Below are 22,375 nucleotides of genomic sequence, written 5' to 3'. Positions count from 1 at the left end.
TACGAATATCTGGCCGCCAACGCCGAACATTTCCATCAGGTCCGCTATTTGCCGGGGCTGGAAATCCGCACCCGCGACAACGGCGAAGAACTGCACGTAATCAGCGTCGGCAATGTCCGCTGCCTGCATTGGCGGGCAAAGAAACCCGAAAGAATCGATGTCGATCAACTGCGCTACAGCCTCGAAGATCACCTCGGCTCCTGTGTGCTGGAACTGGATCAACAGGCGCAACTGGTCAGCCAGGAAGGTTATTACCCCTTCGGTGAAACCGCATGGATGGCAATTCACTCAACGCTTGAAGTGAGCTACAGGTTCATTCGCTATTCGGGCAAGGAAATGGATGTCAGCGGGCTGTATTACTACGGCGCCCGCTATTACGCGCCGTGGCTGCAGCGCTGGGTCAGTAAGGATGCCGAGCTGGCAGATGGTCTGAACCTTTACGCGTTTGTGGGCAACAACCCGATGCGCTTCGTTGATCCCGACGGGAACACGCGAGCGGAAGGTGTGATCATGTTGTATTCACAATTCATTTCAGAACTCCATGACAATACCGGACAACTCGGAGGGCAACTGACCAACGTTTTTCACCCTGAAGACGTCGCACTTGATCTGCTGACAAATTTCGTCGGCGAAGTGGTGCTGGGGGTTGCCGGTTACGAGGGCGGAGGTGTGGGAGGTCAAGTATTTAATGCCATAGCGCCCGGATTGTCTCAGGCACAGTCTTTCGTAAGCGTTTCTGGATTAGTCGGTGGCAACATCGGTGGCGATGCCGGCGGTGCACTCGCCAATCCATATGCGAACAGTACCGGGCTGAAATTCGGCGCCCTCATCCCGCAAACCTCACAGATGTCCGTCAGCGCCATTGATAAGAAACTGGGCATCGAGGATGCCGTCAACGAAATCAAGTCCTGGAGTGACTTGAAGAGTGAACTTATCCACCCAGGGTTGAACGCGGTTCTCAATCCCTCCTTCATGATGAACAGAGTCATCGGTTCGGTGATCGGAATCATTCCCGGTGCCCTTAACATGTTTGCCCGGGCGATTGAGGTCGAAGACATCAGGAACCGGCTCGATCCAGTGAAAATAGAAAAAATCGAGAAAATGCTCAGCGATTGGAAGGCCGCGGTGGAGCAACGTTCCGCTTGGGCCGAAAACGCATTCGACGCACTCGGTACAGACGTGATTTATCCGGCCAATTTCCTGCCGAACGTCAACAATATGACCACCAAGGAAACTCTGGCTCCCATCCACCGTTCAGAATTGCGCTCAATGAACAAGGCAGTGCTAGACAACATTGCCAGGGCTCAACTCGGAATGGCCTGGTACAAGGAAATGGGCACCACCGACAACCAGTTTCTGCTGAAGCAGGCGCGTACCAACAAGAAAAAGGCCGCCTGAGATGACCGACTGCGCGGGTGAGCGGGTATGAATCAGTCAGTGCATCGGCATACGCCAACGCTGCACGTTCATGACCCCAGGGGGCTGCCCGTCAGAAACGTCGGCTATTTGTGCAAAGTGGCCAGCGCTGATGCTGAATCCCTGATCTCCCGCCAAGGGCACGATGCTGTTGGTCGTTTGACCGAGCAATGGGATCCGCGTCAGTTCAGCACCAGCCCCCAGCCCAACCTCGCTCATGTCTACAGCCTGTCGGGCCTACCGGTGAGTGTCGACAGTGTCGACGCCGGCTGGCGGCTGAGCCTGCCGGGAGAGGCCGGACAGGTCGTGGAGCGCTGGGATGCGCGCGGCAACCATTGGCGAATCCTGCACGATGAACAACTGCGAATACTCAGCGAGGCCAGCGCCGATCAGAGCAGCTTCGAAACCTTCACCTACGCCGATGCCTCGGCCGACGTCGACTTTAATCTGTGCGGACAGATGACAACGCTCAAGGACCCTGCGGGGACGCTGAACCTGCAGGGTTTTTCCTTGCTCGGCCAGGTGCTTGTACAGACCCGCTCCTTTGACGACAGCGAGGCCCATACCAGTCGCCAAACGTTCGGCCCGCTGAACCAGCGCCTGACGCACACCGACGCCGGCGGTCACCGCCAGGACTTCCTGTACAGCGTTGTCGGCCAGCTCACGCAGGTTGCTCTGCTGCGCCAGGGTGAAAACGTCGCAAAAACCATTGTCGCGAGCCTGCAATACAACGCGGCCGGACAGCGGGTCGAACAGCGTGCCGGCAATCAAGTCATCAATCGTTGGCGCTACGACCCTGCCAACGACTGGCCAATCAACGCCCAGGCCGGCGTTACCGGACAAGCTCTGCTGCAGAATCTCGAATATGCCTACGACCCTGTCGGCAATGTCCTGCGCATCGACGACCACACCTTTGAACCGGTGTTTTTCGCCAACCGGCGCATCGATGGTCATCGGGCGTTCAGCTATGACTCGCTCTATCGACTGCTCGCTGCCAGCGGTCATGAAGCCGCGACCGCCACTGACACGCCGGGGCGCCCTGCGCCGAGCGACCCGAATAATCTGCACAACTACACCCAGCATTACCAATACGACCGGGCCGGCAACCTCATCGAACTGGTGCATGGGCGCGAGACGACGGGGTATACCCGCCAGATGAAGGTCGCGCCTGCCAGCAATCATGCGCTGCGCTGGGAGGCCGGCGACCCGCCACCGGATTTCGCCGCCACCTTCGATGCTCATGGCAATCAGATCAAACTTCGCCACGGCCCGGAACTGCTGTGGAATACCCGCGACCAACTGCGTCGGGTGACCTTGCTCACGCACAACAACGATCTGCCCGATGATCACGAGAGCTACCTTTATAGCCAAGGCATGCGCGTGTCCAAACGTCATGAAACCCATAACCCCGCCGCTTCGCACTTTCATCAGGTGCGCTACCTGCCAGACCTGGAAATCCGCACCCGGGACAACGGCGAAGAACTGCACGTGATCACCCTGCCCGGCAACGTCCGCTGCCTGCATTGGCGCAGCGCACCACCGGCGCAGGTCGAGAACAACCAGATGCGCTACAGCCTCGAAGATCACTTGGGTTCGAGCACCACTGAACTCGATCAGGACGCGCACGTTATCAGTCAGGAAACCTACTATCCCTTCGGTGGCACGGCGATCTGGCTGCCCGCTTCCAGCAGCGCAGTGGATTACAAGACTGTGCGTTATTCAGGCAAGGAAATGGATGTCAGCGGACTGTATTACTACGGCGCGCGGTATTACGCACCGTGGTTGCAGCGCTGGGTGAGTGCGGACCCGGCGGGGGATGTGGATGGGCTGAATTTGTATGTGATGGTGGGGAATAATCCGCTGTTGTACATCGACCCGGATGGACGCGCGCGGGACAAATCCCCAGGATGGATAGCGATCGCTGCCGGGTTTAAATCCGAGACGAACCGGTTCGTGGAAGAATTTGGAGATGACGACAATGCAATGTCACCTGAGCAACGCAAAGCTACGACCTTCAAGCAGTTTCTGAGCAAAAAAAGTGGCATTGGCGCATTGACTAGAGGGGGCGTCCTCGGCGGGTCATTAGGAACTTCTATTGGTATAGCCGTGGGCGAAGCCGTGCCCATTGAGAATATGTCCGCCTATTTAGGGCCGGTTTTAGGCGCGTTAGGCACTTACGCAGGTGGTCACGCCTACGCTTATGTTCGATACATATTCTTCAAAAACAATGTTCTGAGTGCAGCGACTCAATTCGCGCACAAACAGGCAGTTGAGGCAAGACGACTTGCAGAGAGTGCGCAAGGCATTATTCCAGTCGACGTACTAAATAACATTGCCACTCTTGAGAAAAATGCCATGCACGAAATGACGACGGCTATGCAAGGCTGGCCAGCGGTTGACCGACTACGCTTCACCACCGGGACGCCGGCAGGTGAATCGGTGAGAGAGTTTCTCGAACGGTTCGTAGACTTTGAAAAAACCATGCTCGGCGGAACTGCTGACGTGGTCGAACCTGTGGATAATGAAAGTCAGGGAGCCAGATCCTCGATCAGTGGCTCCCTGAGCGACTTCGCATCTGCAGCCGGTGATAGCGTTCAAGCAGATAACTCCTGGTTTGCACAATTCAAAGGTCTCTTCAAAAGAGACAAGACCCCGAGCCCAACCCCAATGGAATCCTTTGCGTAACTGAAGAAATCCGAGATCACCGTACGATTACCTGCGCTCTCATGGGCCGTCATGCCTGCCCATGCTATCGTGCCCGCCCGTCCTGCCGACCCTTCGCCCAGCATGCTGCCGACTTCCCGTACTCTGCGTCTGTCGTTGTATACCCTGCTGATCATCGCCGGTGCGGCGCTGGCCGCTACGCTTGCGATCCGCCACGCCGAACGTCAGGCGCTGGAGGAAGACGCCGCCCGTGCCAACCAGCAACTGGCGTTGTACGCCAATTCCCTGCACACCCTGATCGACCGCTATCGCGCCCTGCCCGCCGTACTGGCGCTGGATCCGCAATTGCGTTCGGCGCTGGCCGGGCCGGTCGATGCCGATGAACAGGCGGCGCTGAACCTGAAGCTCGAGAAGATCAACGGCGCGGCACAATCCTCGACCCTTGAACTGCTCGATCACACCGGCCTCGCCGTGGCCGCCAGCAATTGGCGTCTGCCGAGCAGTTACGTTGGCCACAACTACGGTTTTCGCCCCTACTTCAGCCAGACCCGAACCCAGGGCACCGGGCGTTTTTACGCCGTTGGCGTGACCAGCGGAATCCCCGGCTACTTCCTCTCCAGCGCGGTACTGGGCGATAACGACGAGTTCCTCGGCGCAATGGTGGTCAAGCTGGAATTCCCCGAGCTGGAACGGGAATGGAGTCAGGGCAATGACACGCTGCTGGTCAGCGATGCGCGCGGAATCATCTTCATCGCCAACCAGCCCGGCTGGCGCTACCGCGCGCTGCATCCGTTGAGCGCCAGTGACATGGCCGAGATCAAGGCCACGCGGCAGTACGACAAACAGTCGCTGCTGCCACTGACCCATTTGTCGCTGCGCAGCTTCGATGACAACAGTGATCTGCGCCGCGTTGAAGGCCCCGAGGGCACAGCGGATTATCTGTGGGAATCGCTGCCCCTGAGCGCCGAAGGCTGGACCCTGCACCTGCTCCGCCATCCGCAAGTGGCCTTCGAAGACCTGCGCAACGCCGGCCTCGCCGCCGCCGGAGTGTGGCTGGCGCTGGTGTTTCTGCTGCTGTTTCTCAACCAGCGCTGGCGCCTGTCGAAGATTCGTCAACGCAACCGCGAAGAGCTTGAACAGCTGGTGGAAGAACGCACCCGCGATTTGCGCACTGCGCAGGACGGTCTGGTGCAATCGGCCAAACTCGCCGCGCTCGGCCAGATGTCCGCCGCACTGGCCCACGAAATCAATCAGCCGCTGACCGCGCAGCGCATGCAACTGGCGACCCTGCGCCTGCTGCTCGAACATGGCCGTGTCGACGATGCCTATAAGGCGTTGAAACCGGTGGACGAAATGCTCACGCGCATGGCCGCACTCACCGGCCACCTTAAAACCTTCGCGCGCAAAAGCCCCAGCGGCTTGCGCGAACGACTGGATCTGGCGACGGTGGTCGATCAGTCATTGCAGTTGCTCGATGCACGGCTGCGTGACGAACAGGTCAGTCTGGTGCTGCACCTGACTCGTCCGGCGTGGGTGCGCGGTGATGCGATTCGTCTCGAACAGGTGCTGATCAACCTGCTGCGCAACGCCCTCGATGCGATGCAGGGCAAAGCGTGCAAGCGTCTCGAAATCCGCCTGGAAGCCGATGAACAATTGTGGCGCCTGAGCGTCAGCGACAATGGCGGCGGCATCGCCGAAGACCATTTGGGCCAGGTCTTCGATCCGTTCTTCACCACTAAACCGGTGGGTGACGGCCTCGGCCTCGGTTTGGCGGTATCCTTCGCCATCGTGCATGAATCCGGCGGCCGTCTGAGCGCCGAAAATGGCGACAGCGGCGCGGTGTTCAGCCTGACTTTGCCGATCGATCTGGAGGCACACATCTGATGCTCAATTCGGTAATGGTGGTCGATGACGAAAGCAGCATTCGCAGCGCCGTCGAGCAGTGGCTGAGCCTGTCCGGGTTCGAAGTTCAACTGTTCAGCCGCGCCGAAGACTGCCTCGCCGCCCTGCCCGCGCACTTTGCCGGGGTGATCCTCAGCGATGTGCGCATGCCCGGCATGGGCGGGCTGGCGTTATTGGCCGAAGTGCAGAAACGCGACGCAGATCTGCCAGTGATTCTGCTCACCGGCCATGGCGATGTACCGATGGCCGTCGAGGCGATGCGCGACGGTGCTTACGACTTTCTGGAAAAACCGTTCAGCCCGGAAACCCTTCTCGGCAGTTTGCGTCGGGCGCTGGACAAACGCCGTCTGATTCTGGAGAACCGTGCGCTGCACGAGCAGGCCGACAACCGCGCGAAACTCGATGCGACCCTGCTCGGCGTCTCCCGTGGTTTGCAGACGTTGCGCCGGCAAGTGCTGGACCTCGCGGCGTTGCCGGTCAACGTATTGATTCGGGGTGAAACCGGCAGCGGCAAGGAACTGGTCGCGCGTTGCCTGCATGATTTTGGCCCACGAGCGGCCAAGCCGTTCGTGGCGCTGAACTGCGCGGCGATTCCTGAGCAACTGTTCGAAGCCGAGTTGTTCGGCCACGAGAGCGGCGCGTTTACCGGAGCCTCGGGCAAGCGCATCGGCAAACTCGAATACGCCGATGGCGGCACCCTGTTTCTCGATGAAATCGAAAGCATGCCGCTGGCGCAACAGGTGAAACTGCTGCGCGTGTTGCAGGAGCAGAAGCTTGAACGGCTGGGTTCGAACCAGAGCATTCGCGTCGATCTGCGGATTGTCGCAGCGACCAAACCGGACCTGCTCGACGAGGCACGGGCCGGACGTTTTCGCGAGGATCTGGCCTATCGCCTGAACGTCGCCGAACTGCGCTTGCCGCCGCTGCGCGATCGTCGCGAAGACATCCCGCTGCTGTTCGAAACCTTCGCCCACAATGCCGCTGAACGTCTGGGGCGTACCTTTCCCCCCTTGAGTGGCGCGCAATTGAGCCATCTGCTCAGCCACGACTGGCCGGGCAACGTGCGCGAACTGGCCAACGTTGCCGAACGCCAGGTGTTGGGTCTGGATGAACCGGCACCGGGGATCGATCCCGGGCAATCGCTGGCGGCGCAGCAGGAGGCGTTTGAAGCGCAGTGTTTGCGCGCGGCCCTGACCCGGCACAAGGGTGATGTGAAAGCGGTGCTAGAAGAACTGCAACTGCCGCGCCGCACGTTCAATGAAAAGCTGCAGCGGCATGGGTTGAGTCGGGAGATGTTTCTGGCTGAGTGAGGCTGGGTCGGGATTTTCGGTGTAGCTGAAATCCATCCCCCTCACCCCAGCCCTCTCCCCCAAGGGGGCGAGGGGGAAAGGGAGCCGATCTTTGTGCTGTTCAAAACCTGAGTTCGACTCGATATCTCCAGTCGGTGCAACTCGAACAATCCACTCGGTCAGTCCCCTCTCCCCCTGGGAGAGGGCTAGGGTGAGGGGCTTTTGACTTTCATCCCCATGAGCGGAAATCCGCTCACAAGATCAATTCCATCGGCACAAATCCGCCCACCCAATCCCGTCACCCCCTCTAAACCGGCCCTCCCCCCGTTGGCACACCTCCTGCTATAGCCCTCGCAGGCTGCGTTTCAACGCGCTCCACAAAAACAATTAAACGAAGGATCCTTCAATGGATAACTCCAACGCCCTGCCTCTTGGGTCGGCTGCCGTGCCCGCCAAAGAACGAACCACCGCCAGCCGGATCAAATCGATCTTCAGCGGCTCCGTCGGCAACATGGTCGAGTGGTACGACTGGTACGTGTATGCCGCCTTCTCCCTGTACTTCGCGAAAAGCTTCTTTCCTGCCGGTTCCACCACCGCCCAACTGATGAACACCGCCGCGATTTTCGCCGTCGGCTTTCTGATGCGCCCGATCGGTGGCTGGCTGATGGGTATGTACGCCGACAAGGTCGGACGTAAAAAAGCCCTGATGGCGTCGGTCTACCTGATGTGCTTCGGCTCGCTGCTGATCGCCCTCAGCCCGAACTACGAAACCATCGGCATCGGCGCGCCGATCCTGCTGGTGTTCGCGCGCTTGCTGCAAGGCCTGTCGGTCGGCGGCGAATACGGCACCTCGGCGACCTATCTCTCGGAGATGGCGACCAAGGAACGTCGCGGCTTCTTCTCCAGCTTCCAGTACGTGACGCTGATCTCCGGCCAGCTCATCGCGCTGGGCGTACTGATCGTCCTGCAAAACGTGCTGACCACTGAACAGCTGTACGCGTGGGGCTGGCGTATCCCGTTCGCCATCGGCGCGCTGTGTGCGGTCGTGGCGCTGTACCTGCGTCGTGGCATGGAAGAAACCGAGTCGTTCACCAAGAAAGAAAAGTCCAAGGAAAGCGCCATGCGCACCTTGATGCGCCACCCCAAAGAGCTGCTGACCGTGGTTGGCCTGACCATGGGCGGCACCCTGGCGTTCTACACCTACACCACCTACATGCAGAAATATCTGGTGAACACCGTCGGCATGAGCATCTCCGACTCGACCACCATTTCTGCCGCCACGCTGTTCCTGTTCATGTGCCTGCAACCGATCATCGGCGGCCTGTCGGACAAGATCGGCCGTCGTCCGATCCTGATCGCCTTCGGCGTGCTGGGGACGATCTTCACGGTGCCGATCCTGATGACCCTGCACACCATTCAGACCTGGTGGGGCGCGTTCTTCCTGATCATGGCGGCGCTGATCATCGTCAGCGGCTACACCTCGATCAACGCGGTGGTGAAAGCCGAACTGTTCCCGACCGAAATCCGCGCGCTGGGCGTGGGCCTGCCGTACGCGCTGACCGTGTCGATCTTCGGCGGCACCGCTGAATACATCGCACTCTGGTTCAAGAGCATCGGCATGGAAACCGGTTACTACTGGTACGTGACCGCGTGCATCGCGGTGTCGTTGCTGGTGTACATCACCATGAAAGACACCCAGAAGCATTCGCGCATCGTGACTGACTGACCGGTGTAGATTCAGTCACCATTGTGGTGATTGTTCTGGCCCCTTCGCGAGCAAGCTCGCTCCCACAGTGGTCGGTGGTGTTCACATATTCTGTGGGCACCCCATTACCCTGTGGGAGCGAGCTTGCTCGCGAATGAGGGCGACCCGGTATCAAGTCAACTCGGCAACTTGCTGTCTGCCATAGCGCTTCTGCGCATAAGACGCGCCGACAATCATCACCAGCAAAATCCCCGCCAGCACCGCCGACGAACCGATGGTGCCAAAGTCCAGCCCACCCTTCTCATGGGGCTTGGTCATCAAGTCACCCAAGGTCGCGCCGAACGGCCGGGTCAGCACGAACGCCACCCAGAACAACACCACCGTCGAAATCCTGGTGAAGTACTTCAGCAGCACGACGGCCGCGATGGTCGAGCCGATCAGCAGCGCGCCACCGGCAAAACCCAGCCCTGAATCGTCGGCCAGGTAATCGCCCAGCGCCGTGCCGAGGGTGTTGGAAAACAGAATCGCCATCCAGTAGAACATCTCGCCACGGAAGGTCTGCACCTTGCTGACGTTGAGCGAATCACCGCTCAGGCGCCACGCGGCGAAGATCGCCAGCAGAATGGCGATAAGGATCATCGAGCCCGTGGCGTAACCGAGCCCGAGGGTGCGGTCCATGAAGTCCGACATGGTCGTGCCGGCGGTGCTGGTCGACAGGATCACCAGCCAGTACAGCAATGGCTTGTAAGTCTTGGCCATCAACTGGGTGATCAGCGTCAGGACGAAGACGCTGATCAGAATCAGCGAGCTCAGCGCATAACCGACGTTGAGGGTCATCGACAGCAAATCCCCCGCGGTTTCCCCCAGGGTCGTCGCGCAGATTTTCATGACCCAGAAGGCCAGGGTGATTTGAGGCAGTTTATTCATCGCGGGGACAGCTCCAGTGTGTGACGGCCGGTTCTTGGTTTTCTGGCCACGGGCAGACTGGCGTCGCAACGGTGAAAAAGCGGTCGGCAAAGTATGAAAAATCTGTCACGCAGCGCAAAACAGCGATTAATCGCTAATTAATGCTGGCCCTGCATTGTGCAATCACCTGATCGATGACCTGCGCGACGCTCGCTCCGACGACGAAAGCGAATTCAACGCGTCGCCCTTAATATCAAGTTAATCGATTGTTTTTAGTATTATTTTGCGCTTTTTAATCAATTTAGTTGGCGTAGCATTAAACCCAAGCAAGACACATCGCCAACGAATCTGGAGTAACCGCCATGAAAACCAAACTGATCCTCGCCCTGACCCTGTCCGTGCTGGCTGCCAATACCTTCGCTGCCGACGGCTCGGATCGCACCAAATCCGCCGACTTCATCAACGGCGCCAGCGCTGCCATCGAAACCAGCCACACCGGCACTTATGCTGCTGATGGTTTTGATAAAACCAACATTGGCAAAGCGGTAGCTGCCGATGGTTTCGACAAGACCAACCTGGGTAAAACGGTCGCTGCTGACGGCTTCGACAAAACCGGCACTGCCGCTGCCATCAGCTAAGTATCAGCAGTCCTCCCACAGCCCGGCCTTGGCCGGGCTTAGTCATTTCTGGGGCATGATAATTTCCTGAGTTCACACCAAACCCTGTGGGAGCGAGCCTGCTCGCGAAGACGTCATTTCAGTCGACATCGTTGTGAATGACCCGGCGCTTTCGCGAGCAGGCTCGCTCCCACAGGGGAACTTCATCGATTGGAATATCGGTGTCTTGCTGGAAATATGTGGCGTGTACTTGCACTATTGGCCATCTGATTCAGCCTTCTCCAGGACCACCCGCCATGCCCGATGACATCCATTTCTACGAACCCGCCAACGGCCACGGTCTGCCCCACGATCCGTTCAACGCCATCGTCGGTCCGCGTCCGATCGGCTGGATTTCTTCGCAGGATGCCAACGGCCAGCTCAACCTGGCGCCGTACAGCTTTTTCAATGCCTTCAACTACATTCCGCCGATCATTGGTTTTTCCAGCGTCGGGCGCAAAGACAGCCTGAACAATATCGAGCAGACCGGCGAATTCGTCTGGAACCTCGCTACCCGCCCGCTGGCCGAGCAGATGAACCAGAGCTGCGCGATGGTCGCGCCTGAGGTCAATGAATTTGAATTGGCGGGATTGACGACGGTCGCGTCAAAAGTGATTTCGGTGCCGCGAGTGGCCGAAAGCCCGGTGTCCTTCGAGTGCAAGGTCACGCAGATCATTCAGTTGCAGCGCGCCGATGGCGAGACGGTGCCGAGCTGGCTGATCCTCGGCGAAGTGGTCGCCGTGCATATCGCCAAGTGGCTGTTGAAGGACGGCATCTACGACACCGCCGCGGCAGAACCGATTCTGCGTGGCGGCGGGCCGGCGGATTATTTCCAGCTGGGGCCTGAAGCCCTGTTCAAGATGTGGCGTCCGGGCGCCAGCAAGTAACGCGTTACCAGATCAACTCGGCGTCGTCAGTGACGCCTTTGAGGTTATCCAGCTGATTGATAGCCGCCTCGTCGGCAGCGATGGCGCCGGGGAAGACCTGATCATTCAGCAGTTTGTGAAAGCGTGGTGCGCCGCCATCGACCAGGGCCTTGACCGCGATTGCCGCGTGATAGCCCTTGTTGCCGCCCAACTCGACGGGGACGACTGCGGAAACTGCTTCGAAGTGTTCGAACTCTTTACGTGCCATGTCACACATCCCGGCTCAGACAAATTAAGCCGGACATTAAACCCTCAACCGACGAGTTTGTGTACCGGCGCCGGACATTGGCCGAGCGCTTGCGCGACCGAAACGTCCTTGAAGGTGTGGAAGTCGAGGCTGTTGACCACCAGCTCCTGCACCAGCTCGGCGAAGATTTCCATCGACGGGCTGTTGAAATAGTTGGTCATCATTTGCTGGCTGCTCCAGAACCCGGAGACCAGCCACAACTCGGGATCACACTGCGAATGCTGCAAGGCAAAGCTCAGGCAACCGGGGGCAGCGCGGGACGGATCGATCAACGCGCTGAGGCGTACACCGAGTTCCGCCGAACGCCCGGCGCGCGCTCGAACGAAGGCCATATGACTGACGGGAATCTGCTTGGACATGTTCAACCCTCCCAGGGAGTCGCGTGGCAGCCGGGGGACGGGCTGCGACAGGATCAAAGGTTAAGGGCCACGCACCCGGCGCCGTTAGTCGATTCCTGCCGCCGCGTTGCACAATCCTGCGAGACTGCATACGGGACCTGTAACAACCTGTAAAACTGCGTCACACGGTTGTCATACGGCGTATCAAGCAAGTTTTCCGCTCTGCGTCCTGCTATGGCTGGGCACGCACACAAGCCCAGGCAGAATCAGGCAAGCATTTCGCAGGATGTGTCTACCGCTGGCGCTTGCACAAACATATGCTCTGCTCCATTCCACCTCCCCTGCCGAGGATGCCGTGCATGACGTCATTCGATCGTTTTCAAGCCGAACCCACCGCTGACATGGAAAAACAGCGCGCGGAACTGGCGGCGATCATCCGCCGCAACACCACCGACGATGGCAGCTACGAGACCGCCATCGGCTCACTGTTCATGTCGCGCCACACAAAATCCCACGACTTTGCCCCGGTGCTCGCGCAACCGGCGCTGTGCATCATGGCGCAGGGACGCAAAGAGGTGCGGCTAGCGGACGAGTTCTTCAATTACGACCCGTTGAATTATCTGGTGGTATCGGTATCGATGCCGCTGAGCGGACGCGTGGTGAATGTCTCGCCGGAAGATCCGATCCTCGCCGTGCGCCTCGACATCGACCCGACAGAAATCACCGCACTGATCGCCGATGCCGGTCCCATGGGCGTGCCGACCCGGCCGACCGGGCGTGGTTTGTATGTCGAACAGATCGACAGTTCCATGCTCGATGCGGTGCTGCGTCTGGCGCGTCTGCTCGATGCGCCGAAAGACATCGCCATGCTCGCGCCGTTGATTCGCCGGGAGATTCTCTATCGCCTGCTGCGCAGCCCGCAGGGGCATCGCTTGTATGAAATCGCGATCGCCAACAGTCAGAGCCATCGCATCAGCCAGGCGATCAAATGGCTCAACGGCAACTTCGAGCAGCCGTTGCGCATTGATGATCTGGCCAAAGAAGTGAACCTCAGCGTCTCGACCTTGCATCACCGCTTCAAGGCGATGACGGCGATGAGTCCGCTGCAGTATCAGAAGCAGCTGCGCCTGCAAGAGGCGCGGCGCTTGATGCTGGCTGAAGGGCTGGAAGCATCGGCGGCGGGGTATCGCGTGGGGTATGAAAGTCCGTCGCAGTTCAGCCGTGAGTACAGCCGTTTGTTTGGTGCGCCGCCGTTGCGGGATCTGGCGCGGTTGCGGCTTTCGGTGTGACCTTTTAGAAGCCCCTCACCCTAGCCCTCTCCCGGAGGGAGAGGGGACTGATTGGGGGATATTCTGGAAGTACACCGACCTGAAAGTACTTCGCCGAATCCATAATCAACTGGATTTTTCAGGTCGATGGATAACGCCTGACACCTCGGTCGGCTCCCTCTCCCTCCGGGCGGTCCGACGTTTCGGGAGGGCTGGGGTGAGGGGCGATTCGGAATCAGACCTCGCTCTAATCCTCCAACACCCGACAAGCCTCCGCCGGCAACGTCACCGACACCGGGTGCCCGATCCCCAAGCCGATCCCCTGACACGGCGTACTCAACGCCGTAAACGTCACTCCGGAACACTCCACCGTGGTCTCGATGGTCGCGCCGATATCGCGCACAAACGTCACTTTGCCAAGCAACCGATTCCCCGCCGTCGCTTGCGGCGCGGACAGTTGCAGGTCCTCCGGGCGTATCAGCATCTTCACCTTCTGCCCGACGACAATGCTGCTGCAGATCGGCACTTGCAGCGCGTCACCACCCGGCAGGCTGACCTTGCCGTCGCCCAGTACCGTGGCCGGAAAGATGTTGCCCGAACCAATGAAGTCCGCGACAAACTCATTGGCCGGATGCCGATAGATTTCGATCGGCGTACCGATCTGCTGCACCTTGTGCTCGCCCAGCACCACGACAATATCGGCCATGGTCATCGCTTCGCGCTGGTCGTGGGTGACCATGATCGTGGTGATGTTCAGGCGTTGTTGCAGTTGGCGGATTTCCACCTGCATCGACTCGCGCAGCTTGGCGTCGAGCGCTGACAGCGGTTCGTCGAGCAGAAGGATTTTCGGGTGCGAAGCAATCGCCCGGGCAATCGCCACGCGTTGCCTTTGCCCACCGGAGAGTTTTGCCACCGGGCGATCGATCATCGCCTGCAACTGGATCAGCTCCAGCAACTCCACCACCCGTTTCTGCTGATCAGCCTTGCTGACGCCGCGCAACTTCAGCGGGTAGGCGATGTTCTCGCCGACAGTCATGTGCGGGAACAGCGCCAGCGACTGAAAGACCATGCCGAAGTTGCGCAAGTGCGCCGGGGTCTGGCCGATGTCTTCGCCGTCCAGACGAATCTCGCCACCACTCAAGGTTTCCAGCCCGGCGATCATCCGCAGCAAAGTGGTTTTGCCGCAGCCGGACGGGCCGAGAAAACACACCAGTTTGCCTTCCGGCAAATGCAGGTTGACGTCTTGTACCGCGCACGCCGAGCCGTAGAATTTCTCGACGTTTTCCAGAATCAGACCAGTCATGTTGCACCTCAAATCAAAAGGAAACGCCGCCCTCGCCCACCAGCTTCTCCAGCGCCCAGATCAGGACGAAGTCGATCAGCACGATCAGCACGGCAAACGAGAACACGGTAGGGTCGAGCGATGAGACGGTGCGGCTGTACATCCAGATCGGCACGGTCATGACGTCGATGGTGTAGAGGAAATAGGTTACGGTGAATTCGTTGAACGAGACGATGAACGCCAGCAGCATGCCCGCCAGAATCCCCGACTTCATCAACGGCACCACCACATCGACAATCGCGCGCAGCGGTGAAGCGCCAAGCATCCGCGCCGCTTCCTCGACTTCACTGCCGATGGAAAGCATCGCAGCGGTGCAGTTCTTCACCACAAACGGCAAGGCCAGAATCACGTGGGCAATCACCAGCCGCGAGGTGGTCATGTGGAACGGCAAACTGTCGAACACCAACAACAACGCCAGACCCAACACCACCATCGGAAACACCAGCGGCAGTGACATCAGTTGCAGCGCCACGGCTTTGCCACGGAACTCGCAGCGGGTCAGCGCATAAGCGGCGGGCACCGCAATCAGCGTGGCAAAAACCATGGTCAGGCACGACACCAACAGGCTGGTGGCCATCGCCTGACCGAGGCTCAACACGTCGCTGGCGTCCGGCGAAACGAAGGTGTGCCAGGCCGCTTTGTACCATTGCAGGCTGTAGCTGCTCGGCGGGAAGTCGAGATTCGACGCACCACTGAACGACATGACGATCATGGTCAGGATCGGCAACACTGCCAGCAGCAGAATGAAGCCGGAGAGGGTGCCGGCGAACTTGCCGGTTTCGCCGGGCAGCAGCGCCATGCGTTTCTTGGTCAGGGCACTCATTGCGAAGCCTCCAGCAGACGCCGACGACGGCCAGTGATGTATTCGGACAAAGTCATGATTGCGAGGGTGGTGATGATCAGCACGACGCCGGCAGCGGACGCGGCAGGCCAGTTCATCAGCGGCGCGATCTGGTCATGCACCATCACCGCGAGCATCGGCACGCGCCGGCCACCGAGCAGCAACGGCACCACAAAGCTGCTGGCGTTGTAAGCGAACACCAGCGTCGCGCCAGTGATGATCCCCGGCAAACTCATCGGCAACACCACTTGGCGGAACACCTGAAAACGGCTGGCGCCGAGGGTCGCAGCGGCCTCTTCGTAAGTGCGGGCGACACCGCGCATGGCGCTGGCGATCGGCAGCACGGCGAGCGGAAACGCGGTTTGCACCAGGCCCATCAACACGCCGTTCTGGTTGTACAGCAACATGATCGGCCGCTTGATCAGGCCCAGGCCCATCAGTGCCTGATTGAGCATGCCGGCGGGGCCGAGAATCACCAGCCAGCCATAGCTTTGCAGCAGCAGATTGACCAGCAACGGCAGCAGCACGGCGGCGAGAAAAATCCGTCGCAGGAACGGCGAGGTCAGCCGTGACATGGTGTACGCCACCGGGATCGCCAGCACCACGGCAATCACCGCGCTGATCAGCGCCAGACGCAAGGTCAGCAGCAAGGATTTCAGGTAGTACGGTTCGAGCAACTGGGCGTAACTGGCCAGACTGAAACCGCTCCACTCCGCGCCTTTGGTGCCGACGCTCATGCGCAGCACCAACAGGCTGGCGGCGATGAGCACGCCGAGAAACAGCATCGACGGCGTGAGGAAAAGCCACGCCCGCGCAGTCGGCGAAATACTGCGCGCCGGACGCGCGGCTGCGGCGCCGACCGTTTGGGTCAGGGATTGATGTTCCATAGCAATGATCTCGTCAATGGAAAACGAATCTGCCAGACACCTCTGTCTCCTGTGATAGCGAGCCTGCTCGCGAAGGCGCTGTGTCAGTCACATCAATACTGACTGTGCTGACGCATTCGCGAGCAGGCTCGCTCCCACAAGGGTTCTGTGATGTCTGGGAGGACGGCGTCAGGAAGAAAAGATTTCCGTATAGCGACGAATCCATTGGTCGTGCACGGTGGCCAGGAACGCGTTGTCGTGCATGATCGCCTTCTCGGCAATCTGCTCCGGCGTGAGGATGAACGGGCTCTTGCGCGCTTCGGCGGAGATGATCGCCTTGGCGTTGACCGGGCCGTTGAAGATGTCCTCGGCCATCTTGCCCTGCACCAGCGGGTCGAGTGAGTGGTCGATAAACGCGTAAGCCAGATCGGTATCGCCCGGACGATTCTTCGGCATCACTGACAACATCAAGTCAGTGTAAAAACCTTCCTTCATGCCGAAAGTGGCGCCGAGGCCGTAGTTCGGATCGCGAATCTGCTTGGGGAAAAATGCCGGTGCATAGAGGCCGCCCATGTCCAGCGAACCGGTGCGGAACAGCTCGGCAATCTGGTTCGGGTTCTCGCCCAGCGTCACCACGCGATCCTTGAGTTCGGCGAGTTTTTTGAAGCCCGGTTCGATGTTGTGTTCGTCACCACCGGCCAGTTTCGCGGCGATGATGATCAGGTCCATCGCTTCGGTCCAGTTCGGCGGCGGCAGGAAAATGTTCGGTGCCAGATCGGCGTCCCACAGCGCGGCGTAACTGGTTGGCGCTTCTTTTTGCGTGCGGGTGCTGTAAACCAGACTGTTGCACCACAACAGGTAACCGATGCCGTGGCCATTGGCGCCGGTGCGGTATTTTTCCGGGACGTCGACGAGGTTGGGAATGCGGTTGAGGTCGGGTTTTTCCAGCAGTCCGGCGGCGGCCAGACCTTCGGCGCCGACACCGGCCAGAGTGATGATGTCGTACTGCGGACGATCACCGCCGGCCTTGAGTTTGGCGACCATTTCCGAGGTGCTGCCGGTGCGGTCAGCGATGACCTTGGCGCCGGTCTTGGCTTCGAACGTGGCGGCAATGTTACGCAGTGCGGCGAGGCCGGTGTCATCCGACCACGTCAGCAAGCGCAGGGTCTTGCCGGCGAACCGCGTGTCGCTGGCACTCGCGCGGATGAAGGGCATGCTCAGGGCGGCCGCAGCCACCGAGGCGACGCCGACGGTTTTAATGAATTGACGCCTGTTCAGATCGTGCTCGCCCATGACGGACTCCCTTTGTTCTTTTAAGTATGAGGTTGGTCGCAACCGTTGCATCCGCGCGGCCGGATCCGCGCCAGGCCCCGATTTACAAGGGCTTGAGCGCTGCCGACGGGTTCATCCTGAGGTCGTGCAAAACACCTGACTATCGATAAAAACTCATTGAAGCCATGACGCCGACGCATGCCTCGTTGCGAGGCATGCGCTGACCTTTTTCGGGCGTTCAGAGCGCCCGGATCACGTGTTTGATTTCCTGAAATGCGGCCAGGCCCCACGGCCCCAATTCGCGGCCGATGCTGCTCTGCTTGTAACCGCCCCACGCGGTTTGCGGGAAGATCACTTGCGGCGCGTTGAGCCACACCAGCCCCGCCTGCAGGGCGTTGGCGACTCGGTCGGCCGTTTCGGCGTTACGCGTCACCACACTGGCGACGAGGCCGAACTGGCTGTCGTTGGCCAAGGCGATTGCTTCGGCTTCGCTGCTGAAGCGGCGCACGCACAGCACCGGGCCGAAAATCTCTTCGCACCACAGCGCACTGTCGAGGGGCACGTCGGTGAACACCGTTGGCTGCAAAAAATAGCCGCGTGGCAAATCCGCTGGACGATTGCCGCCGCAAAGCAGCTTCGCTCCGGCACTCAGGCCGCGATCAATGTGCCCGAGCACACGCTGGTATTGCGCCTGATTGACCAGTGCGCCCATCTCCACGTCCGGGTCGAACGGATCCGCCACGCGGATCGCTTGCGCACGCTTTTGCAAACGTTCAAGAAACTCGTCCGCCAATTCATCGGCAACCAACACGCGGCTGGTGGCAGAGCACATCTGCCCGGCGTTGAAGAAACCGCCACCGCAGGCCAGCTCTACCGCCAGCTCCAGATCGGCATCGTCCAGCACCAGCAACGAAGATTTGCCGCCCAGCTCCAGGCTCACGCCCTTCACCGTTTCGGCGGCGCGCTGCATCACCTGAACACCGACGGCGTTGCTGCCCGTGAACGAGATCTTGGCGATACGCGGATCCGCCGACAGCGGCGCGCCCACCGCCAGACCGGTGCCGCAGACGACGTTGAACACACCGTTGGGCAGACCGGCTTCGGCGATGATTGCCGCCAGTTCCAGCTCCGGCAGCGGCGTGACTTCCGACGGTTTCAACACCACGCAGCAACCGGCGGCGAGGGCCGGCGCGAGTTTCCACGCGGTGGTCACCATGGGGAAATTCCACGGCACGATCAGCCCGACCACACCGCACGGTTCGCGGCGCAGGCGTGCGCTGAAATCATCGCTGGGCAGCGGCACGTTGCTGTCCTGTTTCACGTCGAGGCCTTCGGCGAGTTCGGCGTAGTACTCGAAGGTGGCGATCACATCGTCGACGTCGATGGCTGCTTCGAACTGCGGTTTGCCGTTGTTGCTCGATTGCAGATTGATCAAATGATCGCGACCGTTACGCACGCCATTGGCGATGTTGCGCAGGATCGCGCCACGCTCGGCGCCAGTGGTTTTCGACCAGTCCTTGAATGCTGCCGTGGCAGCAGCAACCGCTTGCTCGGCCGCCTGCTCGTCACCGCCATTGACCGTGGTCAGCAGCGCCTCGGTGGCCGGGTTGATCACCCGCAGATGTTCGCGACCGGCCGACCATTGGCCGTTGATGTAGAGGCCGTCGAGTGTGGTTGGGAAACTGATCATTGGGCCACCGCCTGCATCCACTGGTTCTGGTCGATTTCGATCACCGTCGGGCCTTGGCGATCGGTGGCGGCACGCAGCGCACTGCGCAGTTGTTCCACCGAGCTGATCGCTTCGGCAGCGCAGCCGAGGGCCTTGGCCACACCGATAAAGTCCGGGGTGTAGATGTCGACGCCGACCGGCTCGATGGCGCGGTTGACCATGTACTTCTTGATCTCTTCGTAGCCCTGGTTATTCCACAGCAGGACGATCACTGGCGTGCGCGCTTCGACGGCGCTGGCCAGTTCCGGCAGGGTGAATTGCAGACCGCCGTCGCCGATCAGGCACACCACCGGTGGCCGCGTGCCTTTGTCGAGCTGTCCACCGAGCCATGCGCCAATCGCGGCTGGCAACGCATAACCGAGCGTGCCGTAACCGGTCGACGAGTTGAACCAGCGGCGCGGGCGCTCCGGATTAAAGGTGAGGTTGCCGGTGTACACCGGTTGTGTGGAATCGCCGACGAACACCGCGTCGGGCAATTCGTGCAGCACGGTTTCGAGGAAACGGGTTTGCGCCAAAGTCGGTGCATCCCAGCTCGCGGCCAGATCATCACGCAGACGCGCCGCGCGCACCTGGCCCCAATCGTTGCGGCGCTCGGCCAGCGGCTTGTGCGACAAGGCGCTGAGCAGTGCTTGGGCGGCGTTGCGCGAGTCAGCAACCAGCGCCACGTGTGGCGGATAGTTACGCACGGTCTGATCGGCGTCGATGTCGATGCGCAGCAGTTTGCCGGGAATCTCGAAGCCACCGGCGAAGGTCACGTCGTAATCGGTTTCGGCCAGTTCGGTGCCGATCGCCAACACCACATCGGCATCAGCGACCAGTGCACGAGTGGCGACCAGACTTTGCGTCGAACCGATCAGCAGCGGATGCGTCGACGGCAGCATGCCTTTGGCGTTGATGGTCAGCGCCACGGGGGCGTCGAGCAGTTCGGCCAGTTCAGTGAGCTCCGCAGCGGCGTCGATCGCACCGCCGCCGGCGAGGATCAACGGACGTTGGGCACCGGCCAGCAACGCGCTCAAACGGCTTACGGCAGCGGGCGCGGCACCGGCGCGGTCGATATTGACCGGGACACTGGCGAGCAGCTCATCGGCCTCTTCCACCAACACGTCCAGCGGAATTTCGATGTGCACCGGACGCGGACGACCGGCCTGGAACAAGGCGAATGCGCGAGCGAGCACGCCAGGCAATTCCGACGCCGACATCAGGGTGTGGGAGAACGCCGCAACGCCAGCGACCAATGCGCTCTGGTTCGGCAACTCGTGCAACTTGCCGCGCCCGCCGCCCAACTGATTGCGGCTCTGCACGCTGGAAATCACCAGCATCGGGATCGAGTCGGCGTAAGCCTGGCCCATCGCCGTGGTGATGTTGGTCATGCCCGGCCCGGTGATGATGAAGCACACACCCGGTTTGCCACTGGTGCGTGCATAACCGTCAGCCATGAAACCGGCGCCTTGCTCATGCCGTGGGGTGACGTGGTTGATGCTCGAACGGGCCAGCCCGCGATACAGCTCCACGGTGTGCACGCCGGGAATGCCGAACACCTGCTCGACCCCATAACCTTCGAGTAACTTGACCAGTACTTCGCCACACGTCGCCATGTCATTGCCCTTTTGTCAGCTAAAAACACAGATCCCTTGTGGGAGCGAGCCTGCTCGCGAAAGCGCTGGATCAGCCAACATCAATGCTGAATGTGAAACAGCCTTCGCGAGCAGGCTCGCTCCCACATGACCTGAACATGGGCTCATTGAACGGTCGGCAGGTAGCGGCAACAATCGATTAAAAGTCATACTAGCCATGTCCTCACGTCATACCTTGGATCCACATGAAACGACTGCCTCCCCTGCCCGCCCTGCATACGTTTCTGATCACCGCGCAGTGCTGCAACTTCACCCGGGCCGCCGAGCAGTTGCACATCACCCAAGGCGCAGTGAGCCGGCAGATCGCCGGACTGGAAGATCATCTGGGGTATGAATTGTTCATCCGTCTGGCTCGGGGTCTGGAGCTGACCGCCGAAGGTCGTGAGTGGCTGCCGCGAGTAGAAAAGGTCTTCGGTCTGATCACTGAAGCGACCGAGCAGATCGGCCTCAAGCGCGAAACCCTGCAACTCAAGGCGCCGAGTTGCGTGATGCGCTGGCTGGTGCCGCGTCTGCTGCAATGGCAAAAGGAACGCCCGGATGTGCCGGTCAAACTGACGACTACCCTGGCTCATGGCGTGGACTTTCAGCGCGAGCAATTCGATGCGGCGGTGATCTATGGAACGCCACCGGACAACTCATCGACCGCGCTGCATCTGTTCGATGAACAACTGACCCCGGTCTGCTCACCGGCCCTGTTGAAAGGCCAACCGGCACTGACTGACCCGGCTGATCTGCAACAGCATCTATTGCTGCATCCGACCCGCGATATCCACGACTGGACGGTGTGGCTGACAGCGGCCGAACTGCAGTTGAATAACGTCAACATGGGCCAGCATTTCGAAACGCTGGATCAGGCGATGTCGATGGCGTCGCATGGGACGGGGGTGGCGATTGGCGACTGGTCGTTGATTGGTGATGACTTGCGCGCCGGGCGGCTGGTGATGCCGTTTGAATTGAAGGTGAGGACGGGGTTGGCGTATTACGTGGTGGTGCCTGCGGGAACCGAGCCTTCGCCGCAGCTGGAGGAGTTGATGATCTGGCTGGTGGAGCAGGCGCATTTGCGGTGAGGCTATTTCCCCTCACCCTAACCCTCTCCCAGAGGGAGAGGGGACTGACCGAGTTGTTTTGTCGAGTTACAGCGACCTGAAGGTGCTGTACCGAATCCATAATCGACTCGATCACTCAGGTCAATGTACAACGCCAGACACCTCGATCGGCTCCCTCTCCCTCCGGGAGAGGGGACTGATTGGGGGATGCTCTAGAAATACGCCGACGTGAAATTACTGCGTTGAATCCATAATCGACTCGATCGCTCAGGTCGATGTACAACGCCAGACACCTCGGTCGGCTCCCTCTCCCTCCGGGAGAGGGCTG

The 22,375-nt window shown here is 60.1% G+C and carries 18 protein-coding genes; 9 read left to right on the top strand and 9 right to left on the bottom strand.

Annotated features, from left to right (window positions below; genetic code table 11):
- The 5 genes from L8H52_RS29320 to L8H52_RS29300 form a co-directional block, all read left to right on the top strand.
- The coding region (locus tag L8H52_RS29320) for an RHS repeat-associated core domain-containing protein (RefSeq protein ID WP_277930613.1) at positions 1-1,398 on the top strand (1,398 nt) is incomplete at its 5' end.
- A gap of 27 nt (positions 1,399-1,425) precedes the next feature.
- A complete protein-coding gene (locus L8H52_RS29315; RefSeq protein WP_242209984.1) occupies positions 1,426-4,101 on the top strand; it encodes an RHS repeat-associated core domain-containing protein in 2,676 nt (891 codons plus the stop codon).
- Between the two features lie 102 nt (positions 4,102-4,203).
- The gene (locus L8H52_RS29310; protein ID WP_242210031.1) at positions 4,204-5,964 is read left to right on the top strand and encodes an ATP-binding protein; all 1,761 of its coding nucleotides are present in this window, start codon (positions 4,204-4,206) and stop codon (positions 5,962-5,964) included.
- Positions 5,964-7,292 carry a sigma-54 dependent transcriptional regulator gene (locus L8H52_RS29305; protein ID WP_242209994.1) on the top strand — a complete coding sequence of 443 codons (1,329 nt, stop codon included), beginning with the start codon at positions 5,964-5,966 and terminating at the stop codon, positions 7,290-7,292. The genes L8H52_RS29310 and L8H52_RS29305 overlap by 1 nt, the downstream gene beginning before the upstream one ends.
- A gap of 385 nt (positions 7,293-7,677) precedes the next feature.
- Positions 7,678-8,997 carry an MFS transporter gene (locus L8H52_RS29300; protein WP_242209997.1) on the top strand — a complete coding sequence of 440 codons (1,320 nt, stop codon included), beginning with the start codon at positions 7,678-7,680 and terminating at the stop codon, positions 8,995-8,997.
- A gap of 150 nt (positions 8,998-9,147) precedes the next feature.
- On the opposite strand, the gene L8H52_RS29295 is transcribed toward L8H52_RS29300, so the two are convergent.
- Positions 9,148-9,903 (bottom strand): hypothetical protein, encoded by a 756-nt coding sequence (locus L8H52_RS29295; RefSeq protein WP_242210000.1) that lies wholly within the window; start codon positions 9,901-9,903, stop codon positions 9,148-9,150.
- Between the two features lie 341 nt (positions 9,904-10,244).
- Between L8H52_RS29295 and L8H52_RS29290 the strand changes: the two genes are divergently transcribed.
- Positions 10,245-10,520, top strand: a complete 276-nt coding sequence (locus L8H52_RS29290) for a hypothetical protein (protein WP_034153461.1) — start codon at positions 10,245-10,247, stop codon at positions 10,518-10,520.
- Between the two features lie 275 nt (positions 10,521-10,795).
- Positions 10,796-11,425, top strand: a complete 630-nt coding sequence (locus tag L8H52_RS29285; protein ID WP_122598824.1) for a flavin reductase family protein — start codon at positions 10,796-10,798, stop codon at positions 11,423-11,425.
- Between the two features lie 4 nt (positions 11,426-11,429).
- Here the strand turns inward: L8H52_RS29285 and L8H52_RS29280 are convergent, their stop codons facing one another.
- Positions 11,430-11,672, bottom strand: coding sequence for a hypothetical protein (locus tag L8H52_RS29280; RefSeq protein WP_242210003.1), 243 nt, complete (start codon positions 11,670-11,672; stop codon positions 11,430-11,432).
- 44 nt (positions 11,673-11,716) lie between these two features.
- The gene (locus tag L8H52_RS29275; protein WP_242210015.1) at positions 11,717-12,070 is read right to left on the bottom strand and encodes an antibiotic biosynthesis monooxygenase family protein; all 354 of its coding nucleotides are present in this window, start codon (positions 12,068-12,070) and stop codon (positions 11,717-11,719) included.
- A gap of 338 nt (positions 12,071-12,408) precedes the next feature.
- Here L8H52_RS29275 and L8H52_RS29270 point away from each other — a divergent pair, with 338 nt between their 5' ends.
- Complete coding sequence (locus L8H52_RS29270; RefSeq protein ID WP_242210017.1) at positions 12,409-13,338, top strand: AraC family transcriptional regulator; 930 nt, start codon at positions 12,409-12,411, stop codon at positions 13,336-13,338.
- A 226-nt stretch (positions 13,339-13,564) separates the two neighbouring features.
- Here L8H52_RS29270 and L8H52_RS29265 read toward each other — a convergent pair whose 3' ends face one another.
- The 6 genes from L8H52_RS29265 to L8H52_RS29240 form a co-directional block, all read right to left on the bottom strand.
- Positions 13,565-14,620, bottom strand: a complete 1,056-nt coding sequence (locus tag L8H52_RS29265; RefSeq protein WP_242210018.1) for an ABC transporter ATP-binding protein — start codon at positions 14,618-14,620, stop codon at positions 13,565-13,567.
- 13 nt (positions 14,621-14,633) lie between these two features.
- Positions 14,634-15,482 carry an ABC transporter permease gene (locus L8H52_RS29260; protein ID WP_242210019.1) on the bottom strand — a complete coding sequence of 283 codons (849 nt, stop codon included), beginning with the start codon at positions 15,480-15,482 and terminating at the stop codon, positions 14,634-14,636.
- Positions 15,479-16,387, bottom strand: coding sequence for an ABC transporter permease (locus tag L8H52_RS29255; RefSeq protein WP_242210020.1), 909 nt, complete (start codon positions 16,385-16,387; stop codon positions 15,479-15,481). The genes L8H52_RS29260 and L8H52_RS29255 overlap by 4 nt, the downstream gene beginning before the upstream one ends.
- 168 nt (positions 16,388-16,555) lie before the next feature.
- Positions 16,556-17,659, bottom strand: a complete 1,104-nt coding sequence (locus L8H52_RS29250; protein WP_242210021.1) for an ABC transporter substrate-binding protein — start codon at positions 17,657-17,659, stop codon at positions 16,556-16,558.
- Positions 17,660-17,876: 217 nt separating this feature from the next.
- Positions 17,877-19,328 (bottom strand): aldehyde dehydrogenase family protein, encoded by a 1,452-nt coding sequence (locus L8H52_RS29245; RefSeq protein WP_242210022.1) that lies wholly within the window; start codon positions 19,326-19,328, stop codon positions 17,877-17,879.
- Positions 19,325-20,962: a 5-guanidino-2-oxopentanoate decarboxylase gene (locus L8H52_RS29240; RefSeq protein ID WP_242210023.1), complete on the bottom strand. Its 1,638-nt coding sequence runs from the start codon at positions 20,960-20,962 to the stop codon at positions 19,325-19,327. Before L8H52_RS29240 ends, L8H52_RS29245 begins: the two co-directional genes overlap by 4 nt.
- 224 nt (positions 20,963-21,186) lie before the next feature.
- Between L8H52_RS29240 and L8H52_RS29235 the strand changes: the two genes are divergently transcribed.
- Positions 21,187-22,068 (top strand): LysR substrate-binding domain-containing protein, encoded by an 882-nt coding sequence (locus L8H52_RS29235; protein ID WP_242210028.1) that lies wholly within the window; start codon positions 21,187-21,189, stop codon positions 22,066-22,068.
- Positions 22,069-22,375 lie beyond the last annotated feature (307 nt).

The sequence above is a fragment of the Pseudomonas sp. CROZ-RG-20F-R04-15 genome (genome assembly GCF_022662375.1).
Lineage (GTDB): Bacteria > Pseudomonadota > Gammaproteobacteria > Pseudomonadales > Pseudomonadaceae > Aquipseudomonas.
The sequence above is the reverse complement of the archived record's forward strand: the minus strand, read 5'-3'. Positions and strand labels throughout refer to the sequence as shown.

Excerpts from the sequence above, each read along its gene's own strand:
- L8H52_RS29315 (WP_242209984.1), top strand. The coding sequence starts at position 1,426 with ATGAATCAGTCAGTGCATCGGCATACGCCAACGCTGCACGTTCATGAC.
- L8H52_RS29310 (WP_242210031.1), top strand. The coding sequence starts at position 4,204 with ATGCTGCCGACTTCCCGTACTCTGCGTCTGTCGTTGTATACCCTGCTG.
- L8H52_RS29305 (WP_242209994.1), top strand. The coding sequence starts at position 5,964 with ATGCTCAATTCGGTAATGGTGGTCGATGACGAAAGCAGCATTCGCAGC.
- L8H52_RS29300 (WP_242209997.1), top strand. The coding sequence starts at position 7,678 with ATGGATAACTCCAACGCCCTGCCTCTTGGGTCGGCTGCCGTGCCCGCC.
- L8H52_RS29295 (WP_242210000.1), bottom strand. The coding sequence starts at position 9,903 with ATGAATAAACTGCCTCAAATCACCCTGGCCTTCTGGGTCATGAAAATC.
- L8H52_RS29290 (WP_034153461.1), top strand. The coding sequence starts at position 10,245 with ATGAAAACCAAACTGATCCTCGCCCTGACCCTGTCCGTGCTGGCTGCC.
- L8H52_RS29285 (WP_122598824.1), top strand. The coding sequence starts at position 10,796 with ATGCCCGATGACATCCATTTCTACGAACCCGCCAACGGCCACGGTCTG.
- L8H52_RS29280 (WP_242210003.1), bottom strand. The coding sequence starts at position 11,672 with ATGGCACGTAAAGAGTTCGAACACTTCGAAGCAGTTTCCGCAGTCGTC.
- L8H52_RS29275 (WP_242210015.1), bottom strand. The coding sequence starts at position 12,070 with ATGTCCAAGCAGATTCCCGTCAGTCATATGGCCTTCGTTCGAGCGCGC.
- L8H52_RS29270 (WP_242210017.1), top strand. The coding sequence starts at position 12,409 with ATGACGTCATTCGATCGTTTTCAAGCCGAACCCACCGCTGACATGGAA.
- L8H52_RS29265 (WP_242210018.1), bottom strand. The coding sequence starts at position 14,620 with ATGACTGGTCTGATTCTGGAAAACGTCGAGAAATTCTACGGCTCGGCG.
- L8H52_RS29260 (WP_242210019.1), bottom strand. The coding sequence starts at position 15,482 with ATGAGTGCCCTGACCAAGAAACGCATGGCGCTGCTGCCCGGCGAAACC.
- L8H52_RS29255 (WP_242210020.1), bottom strand. The coding sequence starts at position 16,387 with ATGGAACATCAATCCCTGACCCAAACGGTCGGCGCCGCAGCCGCGCGT.
- L8H52_RS29250 (WP_242210021.1), bottom strand. The coding sequence starts at position 17,659 with ATGGGCGAGCACGATCTGAACAGGCGTCAATTCATTAAAACCGTCGGC.
- L8H52_RS29245 (WP_242210022.1), bottom strand. The coding sequence starts at position 19,328 with ATGATCAGTTTCCCAACCACACTCGACGGCCTCTACATCAACGGCCAA.
- L8H52_RS29240 (WP_242210023.1), bottom strand. The coding sequence starts at position 20,962 with ATGGCGACGTGTGGCGAAGTACTGGTCAAGTTACTCGAAGGTTATGGG.
- L8H52_RS29235 (WP_242210028.1), top strand. The coding sequence starts at position 21,187 with ATGAAACGACTGCCTCCCCTGCCCGCCCTGCATACGTTTCTGATCACC.